The organism is Novosphingobium sp. PC22D (assembly GCF_002556635.1).
Classification (GTDB): domain Bacteria; phylum Pseudomonadota; class Alphaproteobacteria; order Sphingomonadales; family Sphingomonadaceae; genus Novosphingobium.
Window position 1 is genome coordinate 35334 of sequence record NZ_MWMO01000019.1, and the last position, 15208, is coordinate 50541.

The following is a 15208-nucleotide window of genomic DNA, read 5'->3' on the forward strand; positions in this document are numbered from 1 at the left end:
TGGCACGGCCGGATCGTCATGCTAGCGACGCCGGGCCATGGCCGACCCCGCACCCGAACCCGATCCGATCCTCGCCGCGTACCGCGCCAGCATCGACAACATCGATGCCGCGCTGATCCACATTCTGGCCGAGCGTTTCCGTATCACCAAGGCGGTCGGCGATCACAAGGCCAAGACCAAGCTGCCCGCTTCCGATCCGGGGCGCGAGGAACGGCAGATCGCCCGCTTGCGCAAGCTGGCAGAGGACGCCCACCTCGACCCGGAATTCTCGGAAAAGTTCCTGCGCTTCATCATCCAGGAAGTGATCCGCCATCACGAGCTGGCCAAAGCCGACAAGGGTTGACCGGGGCGCGGGGCGCCCGGCGAACCGTTCGGCAATTGCGACAACCGTCCGGTCTCCGGTTTTCAACCGCGGGAACCGCGCCGCGCATGCCTCGTTGTTGAGGGCATGTGAGCAACGCGGGATGCGCCGGTTCTCCCGCCGGCGGCTGGAGAACGGAGACATGACCAACAACGCCACGATTGCCATTCTCGCTGTCATCGCCATCGCGCTCGTCGCGATCGGCATCATGTTCTGGCAGCGCGGCCGCATGCGGACCGACAAACTGCGTGACCGCTTCGGCCCCGAATACGACCGCACGATGTCGAGGGTCGGCGACCAGCGCAAGGCGATCGCCATCCTTTCCGAACGCGAGCGCCGCGTCTCCAGGTACACGATCCGCAAGCTCGATCCGAAGATGCGAGAGCACTTCGTCGCGACCTGGCAGAAGGTCCAGGCCCAGTTCGTCGACGACCCGTCGTACGCCGTGATGCGCGCCGACGATCTGCTCGGCGAGGTCATGCAGGCGCGCGGCTATCCGGTAACCGATTTCGAACACGCCGCCGAAGATCTCTCGGTCGATCATCCCGAGGTCGTGCAGAACTATCGCAAGGGCCATGCGATCGTGGAATCGCACAGGCGCAGCGACGCCACCACCGACGAGCTGCGCGCCGCGATGATCCATTACCGCGCCCTTTTCGACGATCTGGTGAACGAGCCCGACGCCGTGGATCTGCGCGAACGCCGCTTCGAGTCGGCGCGCTCCTGAACCGCCGGCCCGAGCCGGGCGCACGAGCACCGGGGGGCGGTCCCGGTGCTCGTTGCCGTTCTGGATCCGCTCGCGAGCGGAGCCCTCTCAAGTCGCCGAGCGCGGCAGCTTGACCCGCACGAGGAGACCGCCGAGATCCTCGCTCTCGTCGAGTTCGACCGAACCGCCGTAGATTTCCACCACGTCGCGAACGATCGCGAGGCCGAGCCCGGTCCCCGGCTTGCCGGTATCGAGCCGCGCGCCGCGATCGAAGATGCGCTGGCGCTCGCTCTCGGGAATGCCCATGCCATCGTCCTCGACCCAGATCTCGCAGAGCACGGGGTCATTACCGGGATCGACGGTCACGAACACCGAGCCGCCGCCGTACTTGGCCGCGTTTTCGACGAGGTTGCCAAGGATTTCCTCGAGATCCTGCCGCTCGAGCGCGACAGCCGAATCGGCGTTGCCGGCCAAGTCGAAGCGCGTGTTGTCATAGAGCCGCTCGACCGCGCGCAGCACGGCTTCCAGGCTGCTCCAGACGTTCGCGCGCGAAAGCCCCGCCGCGCGGCGGCCAACGGCGCGCGCACGGGCGAGATGGTGGTCGATCTGCCGGCGCATCACCGAGGCCTCGCGGATCACGGTATCGGCAAGATCGGGCGCCTTGGCGGTAGCCGCATTCATCACCACCGTGAGCGGCGTCTTGAGCGCGTGCGCGAGATTGCCGGCGTGGGTCCGGGCTTCCTCGGCCTGCTTGTCGGTGTGCGCGAGCAGGGCATTGAGTTCGTCGACCAGCGGCTGGACTTCCTGCGGCAGCGGCTCGTCGAGCCGGCTCGCGCCGGTCTTGCGCATGCGCGAGAGCCCCTTGCGCACGTGGCGCAGCGGAAACAGGCCGTACCAGGTCTGCATCCCGGCCATGAGCAGCAGGCCGAAGCCGAGAATGACGAAGGAATAGAGCAGGATCGCGCGGAACGACTTGAGCTGTTCCTCCAGGCTTTCGCGACTGGCCGCGACCGTGAACATCCACTGGGTATCGCTTCCCGGCAGAATGATCGAGCGCTCCATGATCCGCAGTTCTTCTCCGGGAAACTGTTTCGAATCGTAGACGTGAGGCTGCGCGTCGTAATGGTCGGCGGGAACGTCGATGCTGCGGTCCCATAGCGAGCGCGAGGGAAAATCCTCGTGTCCGGCGGCCCGGATCTGCCAGTAGAGGCCACTGTTGGGTTCGAGAAAGCGCTGGTCGCCCAGCGGCCGGTTGAAGAAGACCTCGCCGTCCGGGCCAATCTCGGCCGAGCCGATCATGCCGGTCAGCATGTAGCCGAGCTGTTCGTCGAAGTTGCGCGTGACGAGGCCGGTCAGCGTGCGGTCGAGGGCCACTCCGCCAAGCAGCAGGAGGATAGAGATCCATCCCGCCGCGATCAGCATCATGCGCCGCGCGAGCGATCCCGTACTGCCGCGCCCCCCGAGGCGGGGCTTGGCCGCGCCGCCCGCCGCATCCGCCTCCGGCGCTTCGGCAGGATCAGGTGCGGGGCGCGTCGGCGGGGTCGTCGAGGCTGTAACCGAGGCCACGGATGGTCGTGATGACGTCGGCGCCCAGCTTCTTGCGGATGCGCGTCACGAAAACTTCGATGGTGTTGGAATCGCGGTCGAAATCCTGATCGTAGATATGCTCGATCAGCTCCGTCCGGCTGACCACCTTGCCCTTGTGGTGCATCAGGTAGGACAGCAGCTTGTACTCCTGCGCGGTGAGCTTGACCGGCTCTCCGGCCAGTGTCACGCGCCCCGAACGCGTGTCGAGCCGCACGTCGCCCGCGGTCAGTTCGCTGGAGGTATTGCCCGAGGCGCGGCGGATCAGCGCGCGCAGGCGGGCGATCAGCTCCTCGGTCTGGAACGGCTTGGCAAGATAGTCGTCCGCGCCCGCATCGAGCCCGGCCACCTTGTCCGACCAGCTATCGCGCGCGGTGAGCACCAGCACCGGGAAATTGCGGCCTTCACGCCGCCACATGCCGAGCACGGTCAGTCCGTCGATCTCGGGCAGGCCCAGGTCGAGGATCACCGCGTCGTATTCTTCGGTGGAGCCGAGGAAGTGCCCGTCCTCGCCGTCGGTCGAGAGGTCCACCGCATATCCGTTCTGTTCCAGCGTCGTCTTGAGCTGGTTGCCGAGCGTGGGTTCATCCTCGACGATCAGGATGCGCAATGCACTCACTCCCCTCGATGATTGCTGTTGGTTCTTGTTACAAATGGGGATTCGGGCTTGCCCGGTCAAGCAAACGCGCGGTGATTCCCCCCGGTTCCCGGCGGGGCGATGCCCGGTCTGGTCCGCCTAGCGCGAGCGCGAGATGATCCGTCCGGTCCGCGCATCGACATCGACGTCGATCGCCTGAATGCCTTCGAGAAACCGCAGCCGGTAGATGTTCTCGACCGGATAGTAGGTGAAGCCGATGTAGTTCTTGCCGCGCATCTTGGGCAGCACGATCGCCTCGATCTGCCGGCTGGTGAGCGCGCCGCCGTTGCGCACGTTGCTGCGCGCACTCGCCTGTTCGCCGCCGTTCTTGTCGGCAAGGACGGGCGCCGTCGGCAGCGCGACGGCAAGCGCCAGCATCAGGAGGGATCGTTTCATGATGCCCGGTTGCATAGACCGGACGGCTTGAACAAGCCGTGAATGCCCGTTCTTTCAGGATCGGGACAGCGATCTAGCGGGTCATTTCATATTTCGCCGTCAGCGTCACCGCGGTTCCCACCTGCCCCGGCTCGATCGGCGTCGACTCGCGCCGCGCCGTCACCGTGATCGCCATCGGCATCGGCGGAGGCGAATAGGCGTTGTAGGTTTCCGAGACCTCGAGAAGCCGCACGCCCGAATATCCCGCCATTGCGGCATATTCGCGAGCCTGCGCCCCAGCCCGCTCGAAAGCTGACTTGCGGCCCGCGACCCTTGCGGGCTCGTCCTTGCTCAGCGAGAAGTTCGGTCCGTAGACGTTGTTCGCCCCCGCGCCCACGAGCGCATCGAGCGTCTCGCCGATCTTCGTCATGTCGCGAAGCGTCACGTTCACCGAGTTGCTGGCGTCGTATCCCAGGAAGGTGGGCTGCTGGCCGTCGTTGCGGTACTGGTACTGCGCGTTGAGATTGAAGTTCGAGGTCTGGATATCCTCGCGGCGAATGCCCAACGCCTTGAGCTTGTCGATCACCTTGGTCATCTGCGCCGCGTTCTGGCGCAGCGCCGCGCTGGCGCTCGGCGCGCGCACGGTAACGCCCGCGCCGACGATGGCGGTATCGGGTTCGGACATCACGGTTTCGGTGATGGTCAATTCGACGACGGGGTTCTCGACGGCGATCTGCACCTCAGCCGCGCGGGCAACGATCGGCGCCGCGAGCGGACTGGCGGCGGCGGCCAGGAGAAGCAGGGCGGTAAGACGCATGGAATGGCAACTTTCGATATAGACGCTGGGATTGAACACGCCGGTGCCGCGATGGTTCCCGGCGCCGGGAAGCGGCCCGCTCGCTTGCCAAGCCCCGGCCCCGGCGGCTAGGGGCGCGCGGATGGCGACACCACCGATCCTCAGTTGGGAAGGCCTCGGCCTGATCCAGGGTTCGGGCTGGCTGTTCCAGGACCTCGACCTGCACATCGGCCCGCGCGACCGGCTGGCGCTGATCGGGCGCAACGGCGCGGGCAAGACCACGCTGCTCAGGCTGATCGCCGGGCAGGTCGAGGCGGACCGCGGCAAGCGCTCGATCCAGCCGGGCACCAGGGTCGTCACGCTTGAACAGGACCCGTTCTTCACCGGCTACGACACGCTGCTCGACTTCGCCCTCGACGGCGACGATGCACCGCAGCGACACGAGGTCGAAGCCATCGCCGACCAGCTCGGCATCGACTTGTCGCGCGAGGCGGCGAGCGCATCGGGCGGCGAGCGCCGCCGCGCCGCGCTGTGCCGCGCGCTGGCCTCCGAGCCCGACCTGCTGCTGCTCGACGAGCCGACCAACCACCTCGACATCGCCGCGATCGACTGGCTCGAATCGTGGCTGCAGCGTTATTCGGGCGCCTTCGTGGTCATCAGCCACGACCGCACCTTCCTCACTCGGCTGACCAGGGCGACGCTCTGGCTCGACCGCGGATCGCTGCGCCGCAAGGATGTCGGCTTCGGCGGCTACGAGGCCTGGGAGGAGCAGGTCTACGCCGAGGAAGCGCGCGCGGCCGACAAGCTCGACGCCAAGCTCAAGCTCGAGGCACACTGGCTCGAACGCGGCGTCACCGCGCGGCGCAAGCGCAACCAGGGCCGGCTCGAGAAGCTGTGGGAGATGCGCGCCCAGCGCGCCGCGATGCTCAGCCCGCAAGGCGCGGCCAAGCTCAAGGTCGTCGCTGACGACACCAAGACCAAGTCCGTGATCGTCGCCGAACACGTCACCAAGCGCTTCGGCGACCGAACGATCCTGCGCGACTTCAATTTGCGCATCCAGCGCGGCGACCGCATCGGCCTGGTCGGCGCGAACGGATCGGGCAAGACCACGCTGCTCAAGATACTCACCGGCGAACTCGAACCCGACGAAGGCGAGGTCATCCTCGCCAAGACGCTCGAAGGCACGGTGATCGACCAGCAGCGCAGTCTGCTCGCGCCCGAAAAGCGGCTGCGCGACGTGATCGCCGAGGGCGGCGACTGGGTCGACGTGCGCGGCGTGCGCAAGCACGTGCAGGCCTATCTCAAGGACTTCCTGTTCGCCCCGGGCCTGGTCGACGCCAAGGTCGGCACGCTTTCGGGCGGCGAGCGCTCGCGCCTGCTGCTCGCCCGAGAATTCGCGAGGCTGTCGAACCTGCTGGTGCTCGACGAGCCGACCAACGACCTCGATCTCGAAACGCTCGACCTGCTGCAGGAAGTGATCGCCGACTACGAGGGGACCGTGCTGATCGTCAGCCACGACCGCGACTTCCTCGACAAGACGGTGACGGTCACATTGGGGCTCGACGGATCGGGCAGCGTCGATGTGATCGCGGGCGGCTATGCCGACTGGGAAGCCAAGCGCAAGCAGCGCACCCAGCCCGCGAAGGCGTCGAAATCGGGCGACAGCGCCGCGCCCCCTCCCCCGCCCAAGCCGAAGAGCACGAAGCTCTCGTACAAGGACCAGCGCGACTACGACCTGCTGCCGAGCCGGATCGAGGAGCTCGACGCCGCGATCGCCCGCGATGAAGCTGCGCTGACCGATCCCGACCTCTACAGCCGCGATCCCGACACGTTCGCCGCGCTGACAGCGCAACTCGAAAAGACCCGCGCCGAAAAGGAAGCCGCCGAGGAACGCTGGCTCGAACTGGCGGAACAGGTCGAGGGCTGAGAAGCTTTCACGGGCTTGCGCTCCCCATGCCCGGCACCGCTCATCCTGAACCTGTCGATTTTCCCTTCGGCCTTGGCTTTCGACGCGCCCCGCCTCAGGATCGCGCTTCCGAACGGCACAACGGAATCAGGGGACAAATGGTAATGAGGGCCTTTCACAAGACGATGACGCTCGCACTCGCGCTCGCGGCAGGTGCGATTCCGCCGCAAGTGCTCGCCGCCGACGGGCTGAGCGAGGCGGTGGCCGCGGACTACGACGCGAAGCTCGAGGCGCTGTTCCTAGATTTCCACCGCAACCCGGAGCTTTCGCACAAGGAGCTTCGCACCGCCGGCATCATCGCGAGGGAACTGCGGGCGGTCGGTGTGGACGTCACCGAAGGCGTCGGCGGAACCGGCGTGGTCGGCGTGATGCGGAACGGGGCCGGGCCGACCGTGCTGGTTCGCGCCGACATGGATGGGCTGCCGATCGAGGAGGCGAGCGGGCTGGCCTATGCCTCGAAGGCGCGGCAGGTCGATGTCGAGGGGATCGAGCAGCCGGTGATGCACGCCTGCGGGCATGACGTGCACATCACCTCGCTGATCGGCACTGCGCGGCGCCTCTCCGAATTGAAGGATCGATGGAGCGGCACCGTCGTCTTCATCGCCCAGCCCGCCGAGGAGCGCGTCAACGGCGCCTCCGCGATGCTCGAGGACGGCCTCTACGAACGCTTTCCCAAGCCCGACTACGCGCTGGCGTTCCACGTCGGCGCCCCGCTCGCCACGGGCCGGATCGAAATCCAGCCGGGAATCACCGCATCGACCTCGGATTCGGTCAACATAACCATCCACGGCGTCGGCACGCACGGCGCCTATCCGCACGCCGGCAAGGACCCGATCGTGATCGGCGCGGAGATCGTCATGGCGCTCCAGACGATCGTCTCGCGCGAGATTTCGCCGCTGCAACCGGCGGTCGTCACCGTCGGCGCGTTCCATGCCGGAGCCAAGCACAACATCATCTCGGACCGCGCCGAGCTGCAACTCACCGTGCGCTCTAACGACAACGAAGTGCGCGACAAGCTGATCGCCGCGATCGAGCGGATCGCCAAGGGCGTCGGGCGGATGAACGGCTTGCCCGACGACATGCTGCCCGAGATCGAAATCGTCCAGTCGACCCCGGTGACGATCAACGACAAGACCGTCACCGAGCGGATCGAGAAAGCCTTCACCACCCATTTCGGCGCCGACACGATCGTCACCGATTCGCCGCAGACCGGCATGGGCGCCGAGGACTTCGGCGTGCTGGTGACGCCCAACACCGATGTGCCGGGCGTTTACTTCAATGTCGGCGGCACGCCCAAGGCCGAACTCGACGCGCTGGAGAAGGCGGGCAAGCCCGAACCGGCGCACCACTCGCCGTTCTTCAAGATCGCGCCGGAACCGGCGGTCACGCTCGGCACCGAAGCGATGACGGTGGCCGTGTTCGACCTCCTCGCCCCCGATGCCGGCGCAGCTGCGGACTAGCCGTCAGCCCATCCGCAGCTTCGCCGCAATCCGCTGATCGACGCGCTTCTCGAGCAGGTCGAGCGGCATCAGTCCCTCGCTCAGCACCGCGTGGAACCACGGCAGGCTGAACTTGTCGCCCAGTTTCGTCTGGGCGCGCCGGCGCAGTTCGAGCCACTTGTTGTGGCCGATCTTGTAGCTGCAGGCCTGCCCCGGCTGCGTGCAATAGCGCTCGATCTCGCGCTGGCTGCGCGCCTGCGGGAAGGCGACGGTATCGACGAGGTACCGGGTCGCCTTCTCGCGGCTCCAGCGCTTGGCGTGAATGCCGGTATCGACCACCAGCCGCGCGGCGCGGAACAGGAACGACTGGAGGTAGCCGGCCTTCTCGATTCCCGAGTAGCCGCCCAGTTCGTCGGCGAGCTGCTCGGCATAGAGCGCCCAGCCCTCGCCGTAGGCCGAAATGAACAACGTGCGCAGCAACAGCGGCACGTCGCCCGCCGTCGCCGCGTAGCTGAGCTGCAGGTGATGGCCGGGAACGCCCTCGTGGTAGGTCAGCGAGGGGAGCTGGTATTTCGGCCAGTCGGCCGTGTCCTTGAGGTTGATCCAGTAGATCGCGTCGCGCGACCCGTCGAGCGCGGCACGCGAGTAATAGCCGTTCGACGCGCCGTCCTGAATCGCGGGCGGCACGCGGCGGATCTCGAGCGGCTTGTCGGGCACGTTCATGAAGGCCCTGGGCAGCAACGTCTTCATCTGCGCCACGCCATGGTTCAGGCTGGCGATCAGCGCTTCGCGGCCCGCGTCGGTGTTGGCGTAGACTTGCTCGGGCCGGGTGTTGAGCTTGGCCAGCCGCTCGCCCACGCTGCCGCCGGTGATCCCGGCATCGCCGAGGATTTCCTCGAGTTGCGCGCTGATCTCGGCGACTTGCCGCAAACCGATCTCATGGACCGCCTCGGGCGCGAGATCGGTCGTGGTGCTGTCCTTGAGCGCGGCGGCATAGATCGCCTCACCCTGATCAAGCCGCCAGACGCCGTCGCCCTCGGGCGTCCTGCCGCGCAGTTCGGCCATCAGCGCGGCCTGCCGGTCGAGCGCGGGATAGACCTCGGCCTCGACGATCTTCGCGGCCCGCGCGCGCCAGTCTCCGGCGATGCCCTTGGCTTCGGCGCGGCGCGCGACCGAATCGGCCAGTCCCGAAGCCTCGGGCCCGGGTTCGCGCAGCTTGCCCATCTGACCCAGCGTCAGATCGATCGACCAGCCGGGCGCGATCACCCCGCGCGGCGCGAGATCGCGCTGGTAGGCGGTCTCCTCGTCGAGCACTTCGGCGAAGGCGGAAAGCCGCGAAAGGTAGGCTTCGGCGTCGGCGGCCTCCTCGATCGTGTGCTGGCTGTTGAGGAAATCGGGAATGCCGAAATAGGCGCCGCCCTGCTGGAAGATCGGATAGGGCCGCCGGATCGAATCGAGTTCGAACGGGACCGCGGCGAGCCGCTGGCGATAGACGTACAACGCGACTTCGCGCTGGTTTTGCGCCGCAGGGCTGAGCGTCGCCGGATCGACCGCCTCGATCGCGGCGAGCCCGGCACGGTTGCGCGCCACGGTCTTCGCGTGGCCCGCGCTGCTTTCGTCATCGAGCCGCGATTTGAGCGCGGCGCGCTCGCCCTTGTCGAGACCGCTAGCGGTCGCCGATTCGGGCGAGGCATCGATCCCGGCGTAGAACAGCTCGTCGAGCAGGGCGGCGAAGGCCTCGTCCCCCGAGGCCGCCGCGAAAGCGGGCGCGGTGCTGACGGTGCCGACGGCCACAGCGGCGGCGCTGGCGGAGAGGAATTGGCGACGGTGCATGGAAGTTGTCCATTTCTGAAATTTTCTGTGCTGTCGCGTTTGCCCCCATTGCGCACAGGCCGCAAGCCCGAGCGACCCTCAGCCGATCCGGTAGAAGTCGGCCACGCGATCGAGCGCGAGGCGGAGCACAAGCTTGCCGCTGCGCGTCGGCCAGCCAAGCGCGCGTTCGGCATCGGGCAGTCCCTCGCCCGCGCAGACGACGCGCCACAGGATATCCGACAATCCGGAGCCGGCGGCGGCGACGGCACCATCGAACCGGGCCTTGGCGGCAATCTGGCGTTCGGTCGGGCTCAATCCCGCGTCGGGACCGCCTTTCGTCCGCACCGGATCCCAGCGCATCGTCAGACGCTGACTGAGCTGGGCGAACTCCCAATCCGCCCGCAGCCGCTCGCCGGCGTCGAATTGCCGCTCGTCGAGATGGCCGCGCGCGTGGAGCCAGGCGACCGGCGACTCGGCGAGATTGACGGTGGCGGTGCGACGCCCCCGCGCGGCCCCCGCACGCCGCCTCGGCCCTTCCTCGGTAAGTTCGCGTTCGACGAGATGGCGCTTCACGGGCATTTCCTCCTTCGCTGGTCAGACGATTCGACACTTGCCCAATCGCGAGGTCTGTAGGAAAGCCTTGAACCGATTTGGTTCTCCGGGATCGTTCGCATGATCAACCGCATCCGGGATGTCCGCAAGGCCAAGGGGCTTACCCTCGCCGACGTGGCGGCGCGTTGCACCCCACCCACCACGGCGCAGACGGTGGGCCGGCTGGAGACGGGCACCCGCACCCTCTCGCTCGACTGGATGAACCGGATCGGTGCCGCGCTGGATGTCGAGCCGACGCTGCTCGTGCGCGGCGAGGAAGCCGACGGCCCCAAGGTCGTCGCGCGGCTGATCGACAAGGACGTCGAATCGATCGGCAAGCCGCGCGAGGCGGTGCTTCACCACGGCTCGTCGGGCGATATCGTAGTCATCGAAGTCGAGGTGAGCAGCGGCGAATACCGGGCGGGCGACCAGATCTGGTTGCGCATGGTCTCGCCCGAAGACCTCGCCCGGCACATCAATCGCGACGTGCTCGTCGCCCGGGCCGAAGGACGATTCGCTTTCGGACGTCTGTTCGACAGTGACGGCCCCCGCGTGGGGGTGCTACCGCTCGGCACAGGACAAAGGCAGATCGTTATCGAACACCCGCTCTGGATCGCGGTCGCCTATATGCTGGTCAGGACCTTCTAGCTTGCGCATTCTTTCCCTTGCGACGCTCTTCCCCAATCCCGTTCGCCCCTCATTCGGCATCTTCGTCGGCAACCAGATGCGCGCGGTTTCGACCCGGGACGACGTCGATCTGACGATGATCAGCCCGATCGGCGTGCCGCCCTGGCCGCTTTCGCGCCGCGAGCCCTACGACAAGCTGAAGCGCATTCCCGACATGAGCGACGAAGTCGGGCTTCCGGTCCACTATCCCAAGTTCACGCTTTTCCCCCGCATCGGCGGCGATTCGAACCCCAGCCGCATCCTGTCCGCTGTGCTGCCGCTCGCCGAAAAGCTCCATGCCGAAAAGCCGTTCGACATCGTCGATGCCCAGTTCTTCTTTCCCGACGGCCCGGCCGCTGCGAAGATCGCGCGCAAGCTCGGCCTGCCGCTGACCATCAAGTCGCGCGGCGGCGACATCCACTACTGGGGCAAGCGCTCCTCGGCGCTCGCGCAGATGCTTGAAGCCGCGCGCCAGTCGGCAGGCATGCTCGCGGTGAGTCGGGCGCTGCGCGAAGACATGATCGCGCTCGGCATGCCCGCCGACCGCATCGCGGTGCATTACACCGGGCTCGACCGCGAGCGCTTCCACCCGATCGAGCGCGGTGCCGCCCGGGCGCTCGTGTCGGCGATGCCCAACCTCGGCATCTGGTCGGAAGGCCCGCTGATCGTCACGCCGGGCGCGCTGATCGAGCGCAAGGGGCAACGCCTCGCGATCGCCAGCCTCACGCATCTGCCCGAAGCGCGGCTGGCGCTCGCCGGCGTCGGCGAGGAGGAGCAGTCGCTGCGCCAGCTCGCCAAGGATCTCGGCGTTGCCGACCGAGTGCACTTCCTCGGCCTGGTGCCGCACGACGTATTGCCGCAGCTTCTCTGTGCGGCCGACGTGGTGGTGCTGCCTTCGAGCAGCGAAGGGCTGGCCAACGTGTGGATCGAGGCGCTGGCTTGCGGCACGCCGCTGGTCATCCCCGATATCGGCGGCGCCTCCGAGATCGTGCGCGACCGCGCCGCCGGCCGCCTGGTCGAGCGCGACGCGACCTCGATCGCCGAAGCCGTCACCGACATTCTCGCCGATCCGCCGGCGCAAACCGACGTCGCCGCGCACGCACGCAACTTCAGCTGGAGCGTCAACGCCGAGAACCTGGTGCGGTTCTGGCAGGACGTGCTCGCGGGAAACGCCGTCGGCCTGCGCGAACCCGAGCCCGCCGCGAGCTGATCGCGCAGACCGCTCCGGCGGGCAGGGCGCGCCGTCAGCCGCCGCGTTCGCGGGCGAGCCGCTCCTGCCGGTCCATCTCGCTTTCCTTCGGGACGAAGCTGTCAGTGCTCACGCGCAGCCAGATCAGGATCGGCGCGGCCATGTAGATCGAGCTGTAGGTGCCCACGAAGATGCCCAGCACGATCGCGGCGGTGAGGCCGAACAGGCTTTCCGGACCGAAGAACAGCAGCGGCAGCAGTGCGATCAGCAGCGTGGCCGAGGTCATCACCGTGCGCGCCAGCGTCTCGTTCACCGAAAGGTCGAGCAGTTCGACGATCGGCATTCGGCGATACTTCTTCAGGTTCTCGCGGATACGGTCGTAGACCACGATCGTATCGTTGAGCGAATAGCCGATGATGGCGAGGATCGCGGCAATGATCTGGAGGCTGAATTCGAGCTGGAACAGCGCGAACATCCCCAGCGTCAACGACACGTCGTGGAACAGCGCGAAGAGCGCCCCCACACCGAACTGCCACTCGAAGCGCACCCAGATGTAGATCGCGATCGCCAGCATCGCCGCGAGCAGCGCATAGATCGCCTTCTCGCGGAACTCGCCCGAGACCTTGCCCGAGACCGTATCGATCCCGTCGACCCGCACGTCGGCATGGTTGGCGCGCAGGGCGCCGACGATCTGGTTGCTGATCTTCTCGGCCATGCCGGGATTGCCCTCGGCCTCGGGCGGCAGCTTGGTGCGGATCGAGACTTCGTTCGGCGCGCCGAAGCGCTGGATCACCGGATCGCCGTAGCCGAGCCCGCCGACCAGATCGCGAAGTTCGGCGACCGGGGCTTCCTCTTCCTGGGTGAAGGCGACGCGGATTTCCTGGCCTCCGGCGAAATCGACGCCGTAGTTGAGCCCCTGCGTCATCACCAGCGCCCAGCTCGCGATGATCAGGACCACACTGATGATGTAGAAGGGCACGCGCCACTTGAGGAAGTGGATGTTGGTGTTCTCGGGAACCAGCTTGAGCAGTTTCATCGTCCGGCCCTCCTTAGACGTGCAGCTCGGTCGGCCGCGCCTTGCGCAGCCACGAGGCGACCCACATGCGGGTCAGCGCGACGCCGGTGAAGACGCTGGTGAACAGGCCGATGATGAGAACCACGGCGAAGCCGCGGACCGGCCCCGAGCCGAACAGGAACAGCAGCGCGCCGGCGATGAAGTTGGTGACGTTGGCGTCGTAGATCGCGCGGCTCGCTTCCTTGTAGCCGTTCTCGACCGCCGCGATCACTCGCCGCCCGCGCTTTCGCTCCTCCCGCATGCGTTCGTAGATCAGCACGTTGGCGTCGACCGCCGCGCCGATCGTGAGCACGAAACCGGCGATGCCCGGCAGCGTCAGCGTCGTGTTCATCAGCGCCATGATCCCCAGGATCATGAGCACGTTGAGCACCAGCGCGCAGGTCGCGTAGATGCCGAAGCGGCCGTAGCTCGCGATCATCAACAGCACCACCAGCAACGAGCCGACGCCCATCGCGATGAGGCCCTTCTGGATCGAATCGGCGCCGAGGTCCGGCCCGACGGTGCGTTCCTCGACGACGGTCAGGTCGACCGGCAGCGCGCCCGAGCGCAAGGCGATGGCGAGCTGGTTCGCGGTCTCGACATTGAAGCCGCCCGAGATCTGCGCCGACCCGCCCAGGATCGGTTCGTTGATGTTCGGCGCCGAAAGCACCTTGCCGTCGAGGATGATGGCGAAGGGGCGATTGACGTTCTCGCTGGTGAGTTTGGCGAACTTGGCCCCGCCGGTCTGGTCGAAGGTGATCGAGACGACCGCGGAGTTGTTCTGCGGATCGAAAGTCTGGCGCGCATCGGTGAGGTTGTCGCCCTTGATGCCGCCGAGACGGCGCACCGCGAGCGCCTGCACCCCGCCCGCGCCCGCCGGGTCGGCATAAGGCACGATCTCGCTGCCCGGCGGAGCGATGCCCTGCGCGACGTCGCTGGGAGTCGCGGTCGGATCGACCAGCTTGAACTCGAGCTTCGCGGTCTGGCCGAGCAGGTTCTTGAGCGCCTGCGGGTCCTGCAGCCCCGGCACCTGGACGACGATGCGCTCTTCGCCCTGGCGAATGATCGTCGGCTCGCGCGTGCCCAGCGCGTCGATCCGCTTGCGCACGACCTCGATCGCCGATTCCATCGCGTTCGAGACCGCCTGGTCGAGCCCCGCCTCGGTCGGCGTCAGGACGAAGCGGCTGCCGTCGACCACCTCGATCGTCCAGTCACGCTGGCCGGTGAGCCCGGCCCCGTAGGTCAGCGGCTCGATCTCGTCGCGCGCGGCGTCGACCTGCGCGGGATCGCGCAGCATGAACGAAAGCCGCCCGCCGCTGCTAGAGATATCGCCGATGCGGATGCGCGGATTGGCGAGGCGGAGCCGGCCACGGACCGATTCCTCCATGTTCTCGATGCGCTGCTGCGCCACCTGCCCCTTGTCCGCCTCGAGCAGGATGTGGCTGCCGCCGGCGAGGTCGAGCCCGAGGTTGATCGTCGGGTCGGGCAGGTATCGCGGCCAGCCCACGTTGGCCACCGCGAACAGCGAGGGAAGCGCGCAGGCCAGGGCGAACAGCGTGACGCCCCAGAACCACACGCGCTTCCAGAGAGGAAAATCGAGCATGGCGCCGCTCAATCGTTCGCGGGGGTTGCGCCCTTGGGCGGATTGACGTCGGTGATCGTGTGCTTGACCGCCTTGACGCGCACGCCCTGGGCAATCTCGACCTCGGCGTAGTGCTCGTCGACCCTGACGACCTTGCCGACCAGGCCGCCGCCGGTCAGCACTTCATCGCCCTTCTTGAGCGCCTCGACCTTCTGGCGATGCTCCTTCTGCCGCCGCATCTGCGGGCGCAGGATGAGGAACCAGAAGATCACGCCCATCGCCACGAGCGGCAGGAACTGCATCCATGCCGGCGGCGCCGAACCGGCCGAACCGGCGGCGAGGAGATCGAGAACCGTGTCGTTCATCTTGCGAATTGGCTTTCTTGTCGTTCTTGTCGCGATGCGCGCCCCACGGCGGCTTGCCGAAGCGGCGCGCCCCCGGGCTCGCGTT

At 67.2% G+C, this 15208-nt stretch carries 15 protein-coding genes; 6 read left to right on the forward strand and 9 right to left on the reverse strand.

Annotated features, from left to right (window positions below; genetic code table 11):
• Positions 1–37 precede the first annotated feature (37 nt).
• Both B2G71_RS20590 and B2G71_RS20595 read left to right on the forward strand, forming a co-directional pair.
• A complete protein-coding gene (locus tag B2G71_RS20590; RefSeq protein WP_098108544.1) occupies positions 38–343 on the forward strand; it encodes a chorismate mutase in 306 nt (101 codons plus the stop codon).
• A 160-nt stretch (positions 344–503) separates the two neighbouring features.
• Positions 504–1088: a hypothetical protein gene (locus B2G71_RS20595; RefSeq protein WP_098108545.1), complete on the forward strand. Its 585-nt coding sequence runs from the start codon at positions 504–506 to the stop codon at positions 1086–1088.
• Between the two features lie 87 nt (positions 1089–1175).
• On the opposite strand, the gene B2G71_RS20600 is transcribed toward B2G71_RS20595, so the two are convergent.
• From B2G71_RS20600 to B2G71_RS20615, 4 genes are all read right to left on the reverse strand, one after another.
• The gene (locus B2G71_RS20600; RefSeq protein ID WP_098108546.1) at positions 1176–2492 is read right to left on the reverse strand and encodes a HAMP domain-containing sensor histidine kinase; all 1317 of its coding nucleotides are present in this window, start codon (positions 2490–2492) and stop codon (positions 1176–1178) included.
• A gap of 91 nt (positions 2493–2583) precedes the next feature.
• Positions 2584–3261 (reverse strand): response regulator transcription factor, encoded by a 678-nt coding sequence (locus tag B2G71_RS20605; RefSeq protein ID WP_098108547.1) that lies wholly within the window; start codon positions 3259–3261, stop codon positions 2584–2586.
• Positions 3262–3387: 126 nt separating this feature from the next.
• Entirely contained in the window at positions 3388–3684 is a 297-nt protein-coding gene (locus B2G71_RS20610; RefSeq protein WP_141521644.1) for a hypothetical protein, read from the reverse strand.
• A 73-nt stretch (positions 3685–3757) separates the two neighbouring features.
• Entirely contained in the window at positions 3758–4480 is a 723-nt protein-coding gene (locus B2G71_RS20615; RefSeq protein ID WP_098108584.1) for an SIMPL domain-containing protein, read from the reverse strand.
• A gap of 121 nt (positions 4481–4601) precedes the next feature.
• On the opposite strand from B2G71_RS20615, the gene B2G71_RS20620 reads away from it, so the two are divergent.
• Positions 4602–6386, forward strand: coding sequence for an ATP-binding cassette domain-containing protein (locus tag B2G71_RS20620; protein ID WP_098108549.1), 1785 nt, complete (start codon positions 4602–4604; stop codon positions 6384–6386).
• A 143-nt stretch (positions 6387–6529) separates the two neighbouring features.
• Positions 6530–7885, forward strand: a complete 1356-nt coding sequence (locus B2G71_RS20625) for an amidohydrolase (RefSeq protein ID WP_098108585.1) — start codon at positions 6530–6532, stop codon at positions 7883–7885.
• Between the two features lie 3 nt (positions 7886–7888).
• On the opposite strand, the gene B2G71_RS20630 is transcribed toward B2G71_RS20625, so the two are convergent.
• Together B2G71_RS20630 and B2G71_RS20635 are read right to left on the reverse strand one after the other, a co-directional pair.
• The gene (locus B2G71_RS20630; RefSeq protein WP_098108550.1) at positions 7889–9697 is read right to left on the reverse strand and encodes a DUF885 family protein; all 1809 of its coding nucleotides are present in this window, start codon (positions 9695–9697) and stop codon (positions 7889–7891) included.
• A 78-nt stretch (positions 9698–9775) separates the two neighbouring features.
• Positions 9776–10249, reverse strand: a complete 474-nt coding sequence (locus B2G71_RS20635; protein ID WP_098108586.1) for a DUF6456 domain-containing protein — start codon at positions 10247–10249, stop codon at positions 9776–9778.
• Between the two features lie 99 nt (positions 10250–10348).
• Here B2G71_RS20635 and B2G71_RS20640 point away from each other — a divergent pair, with 99 nt between their 5' ends.
• The gene (locus B2G71_RS20640; RefSeq protein ID WP_098108551.1) at positions 10349–10915 is read left to right on the forward strand and encodes a helix-turn-helix transcriptional regulator; all 567 of its coding nucleotides are present in this window, start codon (positions 10349–10351) and stop codon (positions 10913–10915) included.
• Between the two features lies 1 nt (position 10916).
• Positions 10917–12143: a glycosyltransferase gene (locus B2G71_RS20645; RefSeq protein WP_098108552.1), complete on the forward strand. Its 1227-nt coding sequence runs from the start codon at positions 10917–10919 to the stop codon at positions 12141–12143.
• 34 nt (positions 12144–12177) lie between these two features.
• Here B2G71_RS20645 and secF read toward each other — a convergent pair whose 3' ends face one another.
• From secF to yajC, 3 genes are read right to left on the reverse strand one after another with little or no spacing between them, the layout of a single operon-like run.
• Complete coding sequence (gene secF, locus B2G71_RS20650; RefSeq protein ID WP_098108553.1) at positions 12178–13158, reverse strand: protein translocase subunit SecF; 981 nt, start codon at positions 13156–13158, stop codon at positions 12178–12180.
• 13 nt (positions 13159–13171) lie between these two features.
• Positions 13172–14779: a protein translocase subunit SecD gene (gene secD, locus B2G71_RS20655; protein WP_098108554.1), complete on the reverse strand. Its 1608-nt coding sequence runs from the start codon at positions 14777–14779 to the stop codon at positions 13172–13174.
• 8 nt (positions 14780–14787) lie between these two features.
• A complete protein-coding gene (gene yajC, locus B2G71_RS20660) occupies positions 14788–15123 on the reverse strand; it encodes a preprotein translocase subunit YajC (protein ID WP_098108555.1) in 336 nt (111 codons plus the stop codon).
• Between the last annotated feature and the right edge of the window lie 85 nt (positions 15124–15208).